We start from the raw sequence: 16,111 nt of genomic DNA, 5'->3' as shown, positions 1-16,111 counted from the left end.
CCTGCGCCCCCTACGCCCCGAGGAGCATCCGGTGTCGTCGCAGGAACTCGACTTAACGATCACTCCCGAACAGGCCGCCTACGGCGTGATCCTGACCGTAACCCTCCCCACCGGGCCCGCCCGCCTGCGGATTCCGTCCGGGACGCGGGACGGCGAACTGGTCCGGGCGCGGGTCGGCGGCCAGGAGGTGCTGGCCCGGATCCGGGTGGCCGGCGCGACCCGCCCCGCCGCCCCGGCTCCGGCCCCGAGCCCGTACTTCAGCCAGACCCCGACCCAGGCGCAGTCCCAGGTCCCGGGCTGGCCGCCCGCCGGGGCCGCGGGCCCGCCGCAGCCCGGACAGCCGGCCAGGAAGGGCGCCGCCGGATGCCTGCTGGGGGTCGGCCTCATCGTGGCCGTGATCGTCGGCCTGGTGATGGTCAACTCCGGGGACGACACCGACCACAAGAACTCCGCCTCCTCGACGTCCACCCCGTCGGCCAGCGCCTCTTCGCCTTCCCCGTACCCCTCCTACAGCTCCTCCTACAGCCCGCCCTCCAGCCCCTCGTACCGCTCCACCCCCGCCGCGCCCGCGACCACGGAAGCGGCCCCGGCGGCGCCCAGCCCGTACGACAAGGGCACCTGCCTCAACGGAACCCTCCCCGACTCGGAGACGGCCCAGCGCGTCGACAACGTGGAGGAGGTCTCCTGCTCGGCCTCCGACGCCCACTACCGGGTGATCGCGAGCATCCCGATGACCTCCGACATGAACCGCTGCGACGACTACCCCAAGACCGAGTACGCCTTCTCCCACCGCTACACGCTCAACGGCTCCGTCATCAACCAGTACGTCTACTGCCTGGTCGGCATCGGCTCCTACTCCCGCGGCTGACCCCCGCCCCTCGTCGCACGGGCGTGACCGGGCGTTCATGCGCGGATGGCAAGCTTGAAGCATGAACGATGCCGCCCCGGAGCCCACCCCCGCTCCCGAGCCCCGCCGCCGTGCCCGTGTCCGTGCCCCCGAGCTGATCGGCAAGGGCGGCTGGCTGAACACCGGTGGGAAAGAGCTCAGCCTCGCCGACCTGCGAGGACGCATTACGATCCTCGATTTCTGGACCTTCTGCTGCATCAACTGCCTGCACGTGCTCGACGAGCTGCGCGAGCTGGAGGAGAAGCACCGGAACACCGTCGTGATCATCGGCGTGCACTCGCCCAAGTTCGTGCACGAGGCCGACCACGCCGCCGTGGTGGATGCCGTCGAGCGGTACGAGGTGCACCACCCCGTGCTGGACGACCCCGAGCTCGCGACCTGGAAGCAGTACGCCGTACGGGCCTGGCCCACGCTCGTCGTGATCGACCCCGAGGGGTACATCGTCGCCCAGCACGCCGGTGAGGGGCACGCGCACGCCATCGCGCGGCTCGTCGAGGAGCTGGAGGCCGAGCACGAGGCCAAGGGGACCCTGCGGCGCGGTGACGGGCCGTACGTGGCGCCCGAGGCGGTGGCGACCGATCTGCGGTTCCCCGGGAAGGCGCTCCGGCTGGCCTCCGGGAACCTCCTGGTGTCGGACTCGACGCGGCACCAGCTCGTGGAGCTGGCCGCCGACGGGGAGAGCGTCGTACGGCGGATCGGGGAGGGCGACTTCCGCGAGCCGCAGGGGCTCGCGCTGCTGCCCGACGGGAAGGTGGTCGTCGCCGACACCGTCAACCACTCGCTGCGTACCTACGACCCCGCCACCGGCGTGATCGAGCACGTCGCCGGGACCGGGCGGCAGTGGTGGCAGGGCTCGCCCACCTCCGGGCCCGCCCTGGAGGTGGACCTGTCGTCGCCGTGGGACGTGGCCTGGTGGCAGGGCAAGGTGTGGATCGCGATGGCCGGTGTCCACCAGCTGTGGACGTACGACCCCGAGAGCGGCACCGTCGAGGTCGCCGCCGGTACGACCAACGAGGGGCTGCACGACGGGCCCGCCGCCGAGGCGTGGTTCGCGCAGCCGTCGGGGCTCGCCGCCGCCGGGGACCGGCTGTGGATCGCGGACTCGGAGACCTCGGCGCTGCGCTGGATCGACACGGACGGGATCGTGCACACGGCCGTCGGCACCGGGCTGTTCGACTTCGGGCACCGGGACGGGGAGGCGGGCCAGGCCCTGCTCCAGCACCCGCTCGGGGTCACCGCCCTGCCGGACGGCTCGGTCGCGGTGTGCGACACGTACAACCACGCGCTGCGGCGGTTCGATCCGGCGACCGGGCAGGTGACGACGCTCGCCACCGATCTGCGCGAGCCCAGCGACGCCGTCCTGGTCGACGCGGACATCGTGGTCGTCGAGTCGGCCCGTCACCGGCTGACCCGGCTGCGGCTCCCGGAGGAGGCCGTACGGGTCGAGTCCGTGGCCCACCGCACGCAGCGGGCGGCGACCGAGGTGGCTCCCGGCGCGCTCCGCCTCGACATCGTGTTCCAGGCCCCGACCGGGCAGAAGCTCGACACCCGCTACGGGCCGTCGACGCGCCTGCTGGTCTCCTCGACCCCGCCCGGGCTGCTGGCGGCCGGGGAGGGCTCCGGGACCGATCTCTTCCGGGAACTGGTCCTCGCGGACGGCGTCACCGAGGGCGTGCTGCACGTCTCCGCGATGGCGGCGTCCTGCGACGACGACCCCGACAACGAATACCCGGCCTGCCACGTCCACCAGCAGGACTGGGGCGTGCCCGTCCGGGTCTCGGCCGACGGCGCCTCCCGGCTGCCCCTCGTCCTCGCCGGGATGGACGACGAGGGGTAACCCGTACCGCCCGCAGGACGGGTCCGTACGGCCTTCCTGGGGGCTCAGCCCTCCAGGAAGGCCACCAGGGCGTTGGCCAGGAGGTACGGGTCGTCCGCGCCGCACAGTTCGCGGGCGCTGTGCATCGAGAGGATCGCGACGCCGATGTCCACGGTCTGGATGCCGTGGCGGGCGGCCGTGATCGGGCCGATCGTCGTGCCGCACGGCATCGAGTTGTTGGAGACGAAGGTCTGCCACGGCACGCCGGCCCGTTCGCAGGCGGTCGCGAACACCGCGCGGCCGCTGCCGTCCGTCGCGTAGCGCTGGTTGACGTTGACCTTCAGGATCGGGCCGCCGTTGGCGCGCGGGTGGTGCGAGGGGTCGTGCCGTTCCGCGTAGTTGGGGTGCACGGCGTGGCCTGTGTCCGAGGAGAGGCAGATGGTGCCGGCGAAGGCCCGCGCGCGGTCCTCGTAGGAGCCGCCGCGCGAGAAGACTGAACGTTCCAGCACGTTCCCCAGCAGCGGGCCGTCCGCGCCGGTGTCCGACTGGGAGCCGTTCTCCTCGTGGTCGAAGGCCGCGAGGACCGGGATGTGGTCGAGCTTGCCGGCCGTGGAGACGGCGGCCAGCGCCGCGACGCCCGCGTGCACCGACAGCAGGTTGTCCATGCGCGGGCCGGCCAGCAGCTCGCGGTCTCGGCCGAGGTAGGCGGGCGGCTCGATCGAGTGGACCATCAGGTCCCAGCCGGCCACCGAGCCCTGCGGCAGGCCCTCTTCCTCTTCCAGGAAGGCGATCAGGTCGCCCTCCTGGACCTCGCCCAGGCCCCAGATCGGCTGCATGTGCCGCTGCTTGTCGAGCTTGAGGCCGTCGGTGTTCACCGACCGGTCCAGGTGCACGGCGAGTTGGGGTACGCGCATCAGCGCGCGGTCCACGTTCACCAGGCGCTCGGTGCCGTCGCGCAGGGTCAGCCGCCCGGCCAGGCCGAGGTCGCGGTCGAGCCAGGTGTTGAGCAGGGTCCCGCCGTAGATCTCGACGGCGATCTGCCGCCAGCCCTGCGAGCCGGTGTCCGGCAGCGGCTTGACCCGCAGGTTCGGGGAGTCGGTGTGCGCGCCGACGATCCGGAAGGGGGTGTGCGGCGCCGCGCCCTCCGGGACGTACCAGGCGATGAGCGCGCCGCCGCGGAGCACGAACTTGCCACCGGTGCTCGCGTCCCAGGCGTCCGTTTCCGACAACTGCCTGAAGCCTGCCTTTTCCAGCCGCTCGGCCGCGTTGGCCACGGCGTGGTACGGCGACGGACTGGCCGTCAGGAAGGTCATCAGATCGTCGGTGTGGCCGCGGTCGAAGCGGGCGGGAGAGCTCATGTGGTTCACCTTAACGACGGTCGTGTTCGCCATGGCCGGACTGCGGCGGATAGCCGAGAGGACTGGTCCCGCGCCTGTGTTCGGCGGTCCCGTCGATTCTCAGCCCGGCGGGCGCTCGAATCGGCGGTGCAGCTGCCTGCGCTCACCCCGGCGGATGCGCGGGAGCATCTCCGGGGTCTGCGCGGAGCGCTGCGCGCGTCTCTTGCGTCCGGCGCAGAAGATACAGGCCTCGCCGGGGGGCGCGTCGGGGTCGATGGGGGCTCCGGGGTGCTCGGAGCAGCCGGAGGCGTTGCGGGGCCGGGACAGTTCGCGGGCGACGATGAAGGCGCGGTGCAGGTCGTCGGCGATACGGACGAAGTCCTCCGCGGGCGAGGACAGGCCCAGGTGGAACCGCTGGTCCTCGACGGTGCGCAGGTACGTGTGCAGCAGCTGGAGCGTGTACGGGCCGTCCGGTACCGGGTAGCCGAGGCGGCGCTGCTCGCCGGCGGGGGCGGCGGCCGGGCCGCCGTGCCGGCGCTGTCCGAGGCGTCGCCGGTCGTTGCAGATGAGGCAGCGGCCCCAGCCTTCGGGGGCCTCGGGGTCGAGGGCGCCGTTGGGGTGTTCGGGGCAGCCGGTGTAGCTCTTGGCGGGGGCCAGTCCGGCGGCCGTCTGGAAGGCCACGTACAGCGCGTCGGCGATGCTGTCGTACTCGGCGGGGTGGGCGCCGTCGTACAGCTCGCGCAGGTGGTCACCGAGGCTGCCCAGGCTCGCCTGCAGCTCCTTGAGGGCGTACGGGCGCCCGGTGGGGACGGAGTACCCCCTGCTGCCGTGCTGATCCTGTGGACTCATGCGTACGAGCGTCCCATGAACCACCGACATCGGGGGAAAGCCGCAGGACAGGGGGCCGAGGGACAGGGCCCCGCGCACGCGCCGGTGGCCGGGCCCCCGCGCGGAGGGCCCGGCCACCGGTTCGTACACCGCGTACGCAATGTGGGGCCTAGAAGGCGGCCTCGTCGAGCTCCATGAGGGAGTTGTCGACGCCCTCGGCCAGCGCGCGCTGGACCGAGACGCCCGGCAGGACCTGCGAGGCGAAGAACTTCGCGGCGGCGATCTTGCCGGTGTAGAACGGCACGTCCTTGGCGGAGGCGGTCGCGAGCTTCTCGGCGGCCACGGCCGCGCCCTTGAGCAGCAGGTATCCGACGACCACGTCGCCCGAGGCCATCAGCAGGCGGGTGGTGTTCTGGCCGACCTTGTAGATGTTCTTGACGTCCTCGCCGGTGGCGGTGAGGTCGACGATCATCTGGCCGACGATGGCCTCCAGGTCGACGGCGGCCTTGGCGAGCGCGTCGCGCGCCGGGGCGAGGTCCTCGCCGCCGTCGGCCTCGGCCAGGAACTTCTTGATCGTCTCGGAGAGGACGTTCAGCGAGGCACCCTGGTCACGGACGATCTTCCGGAAGAAGAAGTCCTGGCCCTGGATCGCCGTGGTGCCCTCGTAGAGGGTGTCGATCTTGGCGTCGCGGATGTACTGCTCGATCGGGTACTCCTGCAGGTAGCCGGAGCCGCCGAAGGTCTGCAGGGACTGGGCGAGCTGCTCGTACGACTTCTCCGAGCCGTAGCCCTTCACGATCGGCAGGAGCAGGTCGTTCAGGCCGATCTCGGCGGAGGCGTCCTCGCCTGCGGCCTGCTTGACCTGGATCGCGTCCTGGATCGAGGCGGTGTAGAGGACGAGGGCGCGCATGCCCTCGGCGTACGCCTTCTGCGTCATGAGCGAGCGGCGCACGTCGGGGTGGTGCGTGATGGTGACCTTGGGCGCGGTCTTGTCCATGAAGTCGGCCAGGTCCGGGCCCTGCACGCGCTCCTTGGCGTACTCCAGCGCGTTCAGGTAGCCGGTGGAGAGGGTGGCGATGGCCTTCGTGCCGACCATCATCCGGGCGAACTCGATGATCATGAACATCTGGCGGATGCCGTCGTGCTTGTCGCCGATCAGCCAGCCCTTGGCGGGGTGCTGGTCGCCGAAGGTCATCTCGCACGTGTTGGAGGCCTTGAGGCCCATCTTGTGCTCGACGTTCGTGGCGTAGACGCCGTTGCGCTCGCCCAGCTCGCCGGTCTCCCAGTCGAAGTGGAACTTCGGGACGAGGAAGAGGGACAGGCCCTTGGTGCCCGGGCCGTGGCCCTCGGGGCGGGCGAGGACGTAGTGGAGGATGTTCTCCTCCATGTCGTGCTCGCCGGAGGTGATGAAGCGCTTCACGCCCTCGATGTGCCAGGAGCCGTCCTCCTGCTGGATCGCCTTGGTGCGGCCGGCGCCGACGTCCGAGCCGGCGTCCGGCTCGGTGAGGACCATGGTGGAGCCCCAGCGCTTCTCGACGGCTATCCGCGCGACCTTCTTCTGCGCCTCGTTGCCCTCTTCGAAGAGGATGCCGGCGAACGCCGGGCCGGAGGAGTACATCCAGATGGCCGGGTTCGAGCCGAGCAGCAGCTCCGCGTAGGCCCAGATGAGGGAGCGGGGCGAGGTGGTGCCGCCGATCTCCTCGGGCAGGCCCAGGCGCCAGTACTCCGACTCCATGAAGGCTTCGTAGCTCTTCTTGAAGGAGGCCGGGACCGGCGCGGTGTTGGTGGCCGGGTCGAAGACCGGCGGGTTGCGGTCGGCGTCCTCGAAGGAGGCGGCCAGCTCGTTCTCGGCGAGGCGGGTCAGCTCGGACAGGATGCTCTTGGCGGTCTCGGTGTCCATCTCGCCGAACGGGCCGGTGCCGTACAGCTTGTCGCGGCCGAGCACCTCGAAGAGGTTGAACTCGATGTCGCGGAGATTCGACTTGTAGTGCCCCATGGCGACGGCTCCGTTAAGGCTCGGGGAGACAGGTTCCTCGTACATACCAATCGGTAACACCATGATGCTACCCACCAGTAATAAGACGCAACCCCTCCCGGCGACTGTGACCAGCGTCAAGCGTGGCGGGAAATCCGTGTCCTGGGGGCAGGGGCCGGTCGGTAGGCTTCGCCCCATGTACGGCTACGACCAGAACCCGGGCGCCCAGCAGCAGTACGCGCAGCAGCCCCCGCAGGGCTACGCGCAGCAGGCGCCGCCGCTGTACCCGGAGCCGTCCCCGCCGTCGCTCGCCGACGCGGTGCGGGCCTTCACCACGGGGTCCCTCTCCGCAGAGGACTTCCAGCAGATCTTCGCCACCTCGAAGGTCTACTGCCCGCGCGGCGACACCCCGGGGTTCCTGGCGCTGCACAACACGCAGCAGCCGGTCATCCCCATGTTCACCACGCTCAAGGAGCTGCGCCGGTACGCCGGCAAGGAGTCCAAGTACTTCGTGATCACCGGCGCCGAGGTGATCGACCTGCTGCCGACCGGGTACGGCTTCGTCCTCGACATGGAGGGCGACCACCGGATGGTCTTCGACGCGAAGGCGGTCGAGCAGATGGTCGACTTCGCGATGCGCCGCATGTACGGCTAGCCGACCGGCGACCGGCATGGCCTTCGAGGTCGGCCGGCCGGTAGTCCGCAGCCCGTAAAGCCAGGGGCCCGTCCCCGCCGCAGTCCGCGGCGGGGGCGGGCCCTTCGGCGTCTCAGGTGTGGCGGGGTGCGCGCGAGCGCCGCCACAGGAGGGCGGCCACCACCCCGGCCGCCAGTACGGCCGCGGCGTACGTCCACAGCAGCGGTAGCTCCGGCCGGTGGGCGAGGGAGAGCCGGACGCCGGCGAAGGCGAGTACCCCGACGACGTAGTCGGTGCCCTCGGCGCCCCCGCGCGCCGTGGCCCACCGCATGAGCAGGCAGCCGGCCAGGCAGAGGGCGCCCCAGGTGGCCAGGTACGGCCACGGCGAGCCCGGCATCGGCGTCATCGGCATCCGGTCGCCGCCCACCGCCAGGCCGCCCAGCCGAGGGCGACGAGCGCCGCCGAAGCGCCCAGAGGCTTCAGGAACCTGCCGAAACTGCTGGTCATGCGGTGTCCCCTTGTAGTCGGTGCGGTCTTCCCCGGTATGAGGACGGTTGATCCCGGCCCGGGGTTGATAGGGGGAATGACGTGGGGCCGCGCACTGTTCTGCGGGGTGTGGCAGAAAGTTCGAGTTTCAACTAAACTCGGAGCAGAAGGAGGTCCTGACCATGCCCGCAGTGACTGTTGAGAACCCGTTGGCGCTCCCCCGCGTGGCGGAGCCGCAGGCGGCCGTGCCGCGCAAGGTGCTGGCCGTCACCACCGCTCCCGGTGGGTTCGAGGGCGAGGGGTTCCCGGTGCGCCGCGCGTTCGCGGGGATCAACTACCAGTACCTCGACCCGTTCATCATGATGGACCAGATGGGCGAGGTGGAGTACGCGCCGGGCGAGCCGAAGGGCACCCCCTGGCACCCCCACCGCGGCTTCGAGACCGTCACGTACCTGATCGACGGAACCTTCGTCCACCAGGACAGCAACGGCGGCGGCGGAGTCATCAACGGCGGCGACACCCAGTGGATGACCGCCGGTTCGGGCCTCCTGCACATCGAGGCCCCGCCGGAGGCGCTCGTCGTCAGCGGCGGGCTCTTCCACGGCCTCCAGCTGTGGGTGAACCTCCCGGCGTCCGACAAGATGATGCCCCCGCGCTACCAGGACATCGGCGGCGGCCAGGTCCAGCTGCTGTCCACCCCGGACGGCGGCTCCCTGCTCCGCGTGATCGCCGGTGAGCTCGACGGGCACCACGGCCCGGGCATCACCCACACCCCGATCACGATGATCCACGCGACCGTCACCCCGGGCGCGCAGGTCACCCTGCCGTGGCGCGAGGACTTCAACGCCCTGGCGTACGTACTGGCCGGCCGCGGCACGGTCGGCGAGGACCGCCGGCCCATCCACACCGGGCAGACGGCCGTCTTCGGCGAGGGCGGCTCGCTCACGCTGCGGGCGGACGAGTCCCAGGACTCCCACACCCCCGACCTGGAGGTCGTGCTCCTCGGCGGCCGTCCGATCCGGGAGCCGATGGCGCACTACGGGCCGTTCGTCATGAACAGCAGGCACGAGCTCCAGCAGGCCTTCGACGACTTCCAGGCGGGCCGGCTCGGCACCATCCCGACCACCGCGCGGACCGGGCTGGGCCACCGGGGCACGGGCGAGGCGGACGAGGACTAGAGCACAGCGCACTACTAGGCGGGGCCCACGGGCCCGGGCCCCGCCTGGGCGGCGTAGCGGGTCCGCAGCTCCGACACGATGCCGAAGGCCGCCGCGGTCAGCGGAACCGCCAGCAGCATCCCGAGGATCCCGGCGACCCCGGCCCCGGCGGTGATGGCCAGCATGACCACGGCCGGGTGCATCTGCACGGTCCGGCTCTGGATCATGGGCTGGAGCACGTGCCCCTCCAGCACCTGTACGGCGAGCACCACGCCCAGCGCCCACAGGCCGATGGCCCAGCCGCGGTCGGCGAAGGCGACGAGGACGGCGACGGCGCCGGAGATGAAGGCGCCGAGGTACGGGATGTAGGCGCCGACGAAGACGAGCGCGCCGAGCCCGACCGCGCCCGGCACGCGCAGCACCAGCAGGCCGATGGTGATGCAGGCGGCGTCGATGGCGGCGATGAAGGTGGTTCCGCGCATGAACCCCTCGACGGCCTCGAACGCGCGGCGGGCCATGGCCTCCAGGGCGTCCCCGGTGGCGCGCGGCGCGAGCGAGCGCAGGGTGCCGGCGGCGTGGTCGGAGTCCCGCAGGAAGAAGAAGATCAGCAGGAGCGCGAGGATCGCGGTGGCGATCATCTCGCCGACGACGCTGAGGCCGGTGATGACGCCGGAGGCGGCCGTACCGCCGAACTTGGTCAGCAGCTCCTTGGCGTTGGCGGCGAGGTCCTCCAGGGAGGTGCCGGCGGCCCCGAAGTGCTCGGCGAGGTCCTGACCGGCCCGCTTGAGGGAGGCGACGATCTGGTCGCCGGTGTCGATGAGCGCGGCGACGACGACGTACGACGCCCCGCCGACCACCGCCACGACGGCGAGGCAGGTGAGGGCGGCGGCGAGGGAGCGGTTCACCTTCATGCGGATCAGGCGCCGGTGCATCGGCCCGAGGAGGGCCGTCCCGAGCAGGGCGAGCAGGACGGGCGTGACGGCGGTCTTGAAGGTGACGCACAGCCAGATCAGCACCGCGACGACCCCGGTGACCAGCAGGAAGACGACGCACCAGGCGGCCAGCCTGCGCACGGGCTCGGGGAGGAGGGAGTTCGGCACGCGGCCATCCAACCACGCGGGCTGCCCGGCGGCTTGACGCCGTATCGCGTGCCGGACCGGGCACGCTGCCATCGCTCGCGGACCGCCCGGCCGGGCCGTCGCGGGTGTGGGGAGCCCCTTGCCTCAAACGCTGGCGGGGCTGAATGCGGCTGCCGGCTGCCCGAGGCCTACGCGTCGGGTGACTTGGACCGTTCGTAGAGCTCGAACCAGATGGACTTGCCCTCGCCCTGCGGGTCCACGCCCCACGTGTCGGCCAGCATCTCCATCAGCAGCACCCCGCGGCCGCTGGAGGCCATCTCGCCCGGGTGCCGCCTGTGCGGGAGCTCGTCGCTCGCGTCCGCGACCTCGATGCGCAGCCGCCGCGCGCCCAGCTCGCCCACGGCCTCCGCCACGAGCAGCGCGTCGCCGTCGGTGTGCATCAGTACGTTCGTGACCATCTCGGAGACCATCAGCACCGCCGAGTCGACCTGCTCCCCGTCGGCCCAGTCGTGCAGCAGCTCCCGGATCTGCCGGCGCGCGCCCGCGATCCGCTCGGGCTCGGCCTGGGCCACGGTCAGCATCGTGCGGCGGGCCGGCCGGGCCGGGTGCAGCAGCGGGGTGCCGCAGCCGCAGCCCTCGCCCTCGCGGCACAGCAGCACCACGGCTATGTCGTCCTCGCGGCGGTCGGCCAGCGGGCCTGTGGTGTGGTGCGAGGACGGCCCGTGCACGGCCTGGACCAGCAGGTCGGCCAGCCGTTCGAGGTGCCCCGGCTCCGGGCCCGCCCCGGACTCCTCCGGATCGGACTCCAGGATCGCGCGCAGCCGCGCCCAGCCGGTGTCCAGGTCGTGCCCGCCGGTCTCGATGAGCCCGTCGGTGCACAGCATCATCGTCTCGCCGGGCTCCAGGGTGAACCGGGTGGTCGGGTAGTCGGTGTCGGGGACGATCCCGAGGGGGAGCCCGCCCGCGGTGGGCCGCATCAGGACCGTGCCGTCCGTCATCCGGATCGCGGGGTCGGGGTGGCCGGCGCGGGCCACCTCCAGCATGCCCGTCCGGGGGTCGCACTCCACATACAGGCAGGTGGCGAACCGCGGGCCCGGATCGTCCGAGTCCTCGTACGAATCGGTGATGCCGGCCAGGAAGCGGGAGGCGCGCGAGAGCACGGCGTCGGGGCGGTGCCCCTCCGAGGCGTACGCCCGTACCGCGATCCGCAGCTGGCCCATCAGCCCCGCCGCGCGCACGTCGTGGCCCTGTACGTCGCCGATGACCAGGGCGAACCGTCCCGACGGCAGCGGGATCATGTCGTACCAGTCGCCGCCGACCTGGAGCCCGCCGCCGGTCGGGACGTACCGCGCCGCGATCCGCATGCCGGGGATCTCCGGGCCGAGCTGCGGCATCATCGACCGCTGGAGGCCGGTGCTGAGTTCCCGCTCGCTTTCGGCCACCCCGGCGCGCTGGAGCGCCTGGGCCAGCATCCGGGCCACGGTGGTCAGGACCGACCGCTCGTCGGGGGAGAAGGACACCGGGTGCTTGAAGGCGGCCATCCAGGCCCCCATGGTCCGTCCGGCGACGATCAGCGGCAGGAAGGCCCAGGAGATCCGCCCGAAGCGCTGGGCGAGCGGCCAGGTGGCCGGAAAGCGGCGTTTGTAGTCCTCGGGGCTGGGGAGGTAGATCGCCCGGCCGGTACGGACGACCTCCGCGGCCGGGTAGTCCGTCTCCACCCGCATGTCCGCGAAGGGGCTCTCGTCCCCGGCGTCGTGCCCGTGGTGCCCGATGATCGACAGCCGCTCCCCGGCCACCCCGAAGACGGCCAGTCCGTCGGGGCTGAAGCCGGGCATGGACAGCGAGGCCGCGACCCGCAGCACCTCCGCCGTCGAGCGGGCCTCGGCGAGCGCCCGCCCCGCGTCCAGCAGGAAGGCCTCGCGGGAGCGCCGCCAGTCGCCGGTGATCGGGGTGTGCGCGGCCGTGGTGCCGGGCTGCGGCTCGGCGATCTCCTGGATGGTGCCGATCAGCTCGTAGTCGAGGCGGCCGTCGGGGGCCCGGTTCTCCAGCGGCTTCGAGCGGCTGCGCACGGTCCGCAGGACGCGCCCGTCCTCGTCCATGATCCGCAGCCGGGCCTCGGCGAGCGTGCCCTCGGCGACGGCCAGGTTGACGATGCCGTTGATCTCGTTCCAGTCGACCGGGTGGAACCGCGACCGTACGGCGACCTCCGGGAGCTCCACGGGCTCCGCGGGCAGCCCGAGGAGCCGGGCGGCCTCGCTGTCGAGGGTGACCGTCCCGGAGGCGTTGTCCCATCGCCACAGGCCCGTCGCGATGGCGGCCAGGACGTCCTCGGTGCGCACCCGGTCATCTTTACAGGTCATCCGACCGACGTGCCTGTTCGGCGGCCCCACCGGGCGCGCCCGCGACCTGTCCCGCTCGGACGGTAACCTTGCAAGGGTTGAATCCACCCTGGTATCGCGAAGAACTGGATGACTGATGCATCGGTACAGGTCCCACACCTGCGGCGAGCTCCGCGCCTCTGACGTCGGCACCGACGTCCGGCTGAGCGGCTGGCTGCACAATCGTCGAGACCTGGGCGGCATCCTCTTCATCGATCTGCGCGACCACTACGGCATCACGCAGCTGGTCGCCCGCCCCGGCACCCCCGCCGCCGAGGCCCTGGACAAGCTCTCCAAGGAGACCGTGGTCCGGGTCGACGGCAAGGTCGTCTCGCGCGGCGCCGAGAACATCAACCCCGAGCTGCCCACCGGCGAGATCGAGATCGAGGCCGCCGAGGTCGAGGTGCTCGGCGCGGCCGCCCCGCTGCCCTTCACCATCAACACCGACGACGGTGTGAACGAGGAGCGGCGCCTGGAGTACCGCTTCCTCGACCTGCGCCGCGAGCGCATGCACCGCAACATCATGCTGCGCTCGGCCGTGATCGCCTCGATCCGCTCGAAGATGGTGGCCCTCGGCTTCAACGAGATGGCGACCCCGATCCTCACCGCGACCTCTCCCGAGGGCGCCCGTGACTTCGTCGTCCCGTCCCGCCTGAACCCGGGCAAGTTCTACGCCCTGCCGCAGGCCCCGCAGCAGTTCAAGCAGCTGCTCATGATCTCCGGCTTCGACCGGTACTTCCAGATCGCGCCCTGCTTCCGCGACGAGGACGCCCGCGCCGACCGCTCGCCGGGCGAGTTCTACCAGCTCGACGTGGAGATGTCCTTCGTCGAGCAGGAGGACGTCTTCCAGCCCATCGAGCGCCTGATGACCGAGCTCTTCACCGAGTTCGGCAACGGCCGCCCGGTCACCTCCCCCTTCCCGCGGATCCCGTTCCGCGAGTCGATGCTGAAGTACGGCAACGACAAGCCCGACCTGCGCGCCAAGCTGGAGCTCGTCGACATCACCGACGTCTTCGAGGGCTCGGAGTTCAAGGCGTTCGCCGGCAAGCACGTGCGTGCCCTGGCCGTCCCGGACACCGCCGCGCAGCCGCGCAAGTTCTTCGACGGCCTCGGCGAGTACGCGATCTCGCTGGGCGCCAAGGGCCTGGCCTGGGTCCGCGTCGGCGAGGACGGTTCGCTGACCGGCCCGATCGCCAAGTTCCTCACCGAGGAGAACGTCAAGGTCCTCACCGAGCGCCTGGGCCTGGTCCCCGGCCACGCCGTGTTCTTCGGCGCGGGCGAGTTCGACGAGGTCTCCAAGATCATGGGCCCGGTCCGGGTCGAGGCCGCCAAGCGCGCCGGCCAGTTCGAGGAGAACGTCTTCCGCTTCTGCTGGATCGTCGACTTCCCGATGTACGAGAAGGACGAGGAGACCGGCAAGATCGACTTCTCCCACAACCCCTTCTCCATGCCCCAGGGCGGCATGAAGGACCTGGAGGAGAAGGACCCGCTCGACATCCTGGCGTGGCAGTACGACATCGTCTGCAACGGCATCGAGCTGTCGTCGGGTGCCATCCGCAACCACGAGCCCGAGGTCATGCTGAAGGCCTTCGAGATCGCGGGCTACGAGGCCGAGACCGTCGAGCGGGAGTTCGCGGGCATGCTGCGCGCGTTCCGCCTCGGCGCCCCGCCGCACGGTGGCATCGCCCCGGGCGTCGACCGCATGGTCATGCTGCTCGCCGACGAGCCGAACATCCGCGAGACGATCGCCTTCCCGCTGAACGGCAACGCGCAGGACCTGATGATGGGCGCGCCGACGGTGCTGGAGGAGACCCGCCTGCGGGAGCTGAACATCGCGCTGCGCAAGCCGGTGGAGACGAAGCCGGCGGACGCGAAGCCGATCGCCGAGGCCGTCCACCCGGACGCCGCGCGGTAACGCTGCCGCTGGGTAGCCGGTCGTGAGGAAGGGCCCGGGATCGAGGATCCCGGGCCCTTCCTCCGTACGTACGGTCAGAACCGCTCGAGGATGCCCTTGAGGAGGGCGGCCGAGGTCAGCTCCGCGGGGGCGGGGCCGGCGTGGAAGAACCCGGCGTTCTCGGCGTCCAGCTTGCGCAGGAAGTCGAAGGCCTTGGAGTCGTGGTCGCCGAAGGCGACGAACTGCCAGTGGATGCCGGGGGCGGCGGTGGCCGCGTCGGCGATGGCCTGGCGGGCCGGCTGGCGGTTGTCGGGGGCGCCGTCCGTCTGGAAGACGACCAGGGCCGGGCCCTCGCCGCCGTCCTTCTGGTAGCGCTCGACGACGGCCTCGACGGCCACGTGGTAGCTGGTGCGCCCCATGCGGCCGAGCTCGGCGTGGCGGGCCTCGACCCAGCCCTCGTGGTCGTCCAGGGTCAGCTCGGCGGTGCCGTCCAGCTCGGTGGAGAAGAAGACCGTGTGCACGGTCGCCTCCTCGTCGAGGTGCGCGGCGAGGGCGAGGGCGTGGTCGGCGAGGTGCTGGGCACTGCCGTCCTTGTAGAACCCGCGCATCGAACCGGACCGGTCCAGTACGAGGTACACCTTGGCGCGCGCGCCGGCCTTGCCCTTGCCGCGCAGCACCTGCCCGGCGGCCTTGTACGCCCCGGCCAGACCTGGCGCGCGTCGCTTCACGCCTGCCAGCGCGTGCGCGGGCCCGGCCTCGGCCTCCGGCTCGGCGGCCACCGGCTCCGCCTCGGCGGGCTCGGCCTCGGCTTCGGCCTCGACCGCGACTGGCACGGGCACGGGCTCGACGGCGACCTCCGCCTCGGCCTCGACCTCCGCGGCCACGACCTCCGCCTCGGCCTCGGCTTCTTCCTGCGTCTCCGGCGCGGGGGCTTCCGCGGCTGCGGCCACGGGTTCGGCCGGGGCCTCCGCCTCGGGGGTGTCCTGGGCTTCGGCCGCTACGGGGGTCAGGGGCTCGGCCTCTTCCTGTGCCTCCGGTGCGGTGTCGGGCTCCGCTTCGGCGGCCGCCGGCTCGGCCGGCGCCTCCGCCGCCGGGGCGGCGACCTCGGCCTCGACGGCCTCGACCTGCGCCTCCGGCGCGAGCTCCGGCTCCGCCTCGGGGGCCACCGGTACCGGCTCGGCGTCCGCCGCGGGAGGGGTGGTGTCCGGGGCGGGGGTCGCCGGAACGGGGCGGCGGGCTTCCGGCACCGTGGGGTCCGGGGACTGGGCCGGGGCCGGGTCGGGGGCCGGGGCCGTGAGGACGGTGCCGGGTTCGCGGTCCCGCGGGGCGGACTGCGGCGGAACGGTGGGGTTGTCGAAGGACGCCGCCACCAGCTCGGCCGCCGCGTCCAGCGGGGTCCGTTCCGTCTGGCTCGGGAGGGCCGCAGAAGGGGCGTCCGTCGTCTCCGGAACGGGTTCCGCACCCCGTCCGAACACCTTGCGCAACAAGCTCCGAATACCCATGGGCCAGGCCTTTCGCATGAGTGCGTGCGTCATTTGTCCGTGCTGCGCGGATGATCCCTGCCCAGAGTGGACACGTAAGGTTATCGGCCGCCCGGCTGGAACTTCGGCAGGGGCGCCT

At 71.9% G+C, this 16,111-nt stretch carries 12 protein-coding genes; 5 read left to right on the top strand and 7 right to left on the bottom strand.

What is annotated here, in order from left to right; translation table 11 throughout:
- Window positions 1-31: 31 nt before the first annotated feature.
- Both ACGFYU_RS09955 and ACGFYU_RS09950 read left to right on the top strand, forming a co-directional pair.
- Complete coding sequence (locus ACGFYU_RS09955; protein WP_393826759.1) at window positions 32-868, top strand: hypothetical protein; 837 nt, start codon at window positions 32-34, stop codon at window positions 866-868.
- A gap of 61 nt (window positions 869-929) precedes the next feature.
- Window positions 930-2,744 (top strand): NHL domain-containing thioredoxin family protein, encoded by a 1,815-nt coding sequence (locus ACGFYU_RS09950; RefSeq protein ID WP_393826758.1) that lies wholly within the window; start codon window positions 930-932, stop codon window positions 2,742-2,744.
- A 44-nt stretch (window positions 2,745-2,788) separates the two neighbouring features.
- Here the strand turns inward: ACGFYU_RS09950 and ACGFYU_RS09945 are convergent, their stop codons facing one another.
- From ACGFYU_RS09945 to ACGFYU_RS09935, 3 genes are all read right to left on the bottom strand, one after another.
- Window positions 2,789-4,081, bottom strand: coding sequence for a M18 family aminopeptidase (locus tag ACGFYU_RS09945; protein WP_393826757.1), 1,293 nt, complete (start codon window positions 4,079-4,081; stop codon window positions 2,789-2,791).
- 99 nt (window positions 4,082-4,180) lie between these two features.
- Window positions 4,181-4,909: a hypothetical protein gene (locus ACGFYU_RS09940; protein WP_393826756.1), complete on the bottom strand. Its 729-nt coding sequence runs from the start codon at window positions 4,907-4,909 to the stop codon at window positions 4,181-4,183.
- Between the two features lie 148 nt (window positions 4,910-5,057).
- Window positions 5,058-6,884, bottom strand: coding sequence for an acyl-CoA dehydrogenase (locus ACGFYU_RS09935; protein ID WP_393826791.1), 1,827 nt, complete (start codon window positions 6,882-6,884; stop codon window positions 5,058-5,060).
- Between the two features lie 175 nt (window positions 6,885-7,059).
- On the opposite strand from ACGFYU_RS09935, the gene ACGFYU_RS09930 reads away from it, so the two are divergent.
- A complete protein-coding gene (locus ACGFYU_RS09930; RefSeq protein WP_327263523.1) occupies window positions 7,060-7,518 on the top strand; it encodes an SseB family protein in 459 nt (152 codons plus the stop codon).
- 112 nt (window positions 7,519-7,630) lie between these two features.
- Here ACGFYU_RS09930 and ACGFYU_RS09925 read toward each other — a convergent pair whose 3' ends face one another.
- The gene (locus ACGFYU_RS09925; RefSeq protein WP_393826755.1) at window positions 7,631-7,903 is read right to left on the bottom strand and encodes a hypothetical protein; all 273 of its coding nucleotides are present in this window, start codon (window positions 7,901-7,903) and stop codon (window positions 7,631-7,633) included.
- A gap of 262 nt (window positions 7,904-8,165) precedes the next feature.
- Between ACGFYU_RS09925 and ACGFYU_RS09920 the strand changes: the two genes are divergently transcribed.
- Window positions 8,166-9,161, top strand: a complete 996-nt coding sequence (locus tag ACGFYU_RS09920) for a pirin family protein (protein WP_393826754.1) — start codon at window positions 8,166-8,168, stop codon at window positions 9,159-9,161.
- A 14-nt stretch (window positions 9,162-9,175) separates the two neighbouring features.
- Here the strand turns inward: ACGFYU_RS09920 and ACGFYU_RS09915 are convergent, their stop codons facing one another.
- Both ACGFYU_RS09915 and ACGFYU_RS09910 read right to left on the bottom strand, forming a co-directional pair.
- A complete protein-coding gene (locus ACGFYU_RS09915; protein WP_393826753.1) occupies window positions 9,176-10,240 on the bottom strand; it encodes an AI-2E family transporter in 1,065 nt (354 codons plus the stop codon).
- Between the two features lie 167 nt (window positions 10,241-10,407).
- Window positions 10,408-12,558 (bottom strand): SpoIIE family protein phosphatase, encoded by a 2,151-nt coding sequence (locus ACGFYU_RS09910; protein WP_393826790.1) that lies wholly within the window; start codon window positions 12,556-12,558, stop codon window positions 10,408-10,410.
- A gap of 136 nt (window positions 12,559-12,694) precedes the next feature.
- Between ACGFYU_RS09910 and aspS the strand changes: the two genes are divergently transcribed.
- A complete protein-coding gene (gene aspS, locus ACGFYU_RS09905; protein WP_393826752.1) occupies window positions 12,695-14,512 on the top strand; it encodes an aspartate--tRNA ligase in 1,818 nt (605 codons plus the stop codon).
- A gap of 74 nt (window positions 14,513-14,586) precedes the next feature.
- Here the strand turns inward: aspS and ACGFYU_RS09900 are convergent, their stop codons facing one another.
- Window positions 14,587-15,993, bottom strand: coding sequence for a VWA domain-containing protein (locus ACGFYU_RS09900; protein WP_393826751.1), 1,407 nt, complete (start codon window positions 15,991-15,993; stop codon window positions 14,587-14,589).
- Window positions 15,994-16,111: the final 118 nt, after the last annotated feature.

Source organism: Streptomyces sp. NPDC048337, from assembly GCF_043201175.1.
GTDB lineage: Bacteria > Actinomycetota > Actinomycetes > Streptomycetales > Streptomycetaceae > Streptomyces.
The sequence above is the reverse complement of the archived record's forward strand: the minus strand, read 5'-3'. Positions and strand labels throughout refer to the sequence as shown.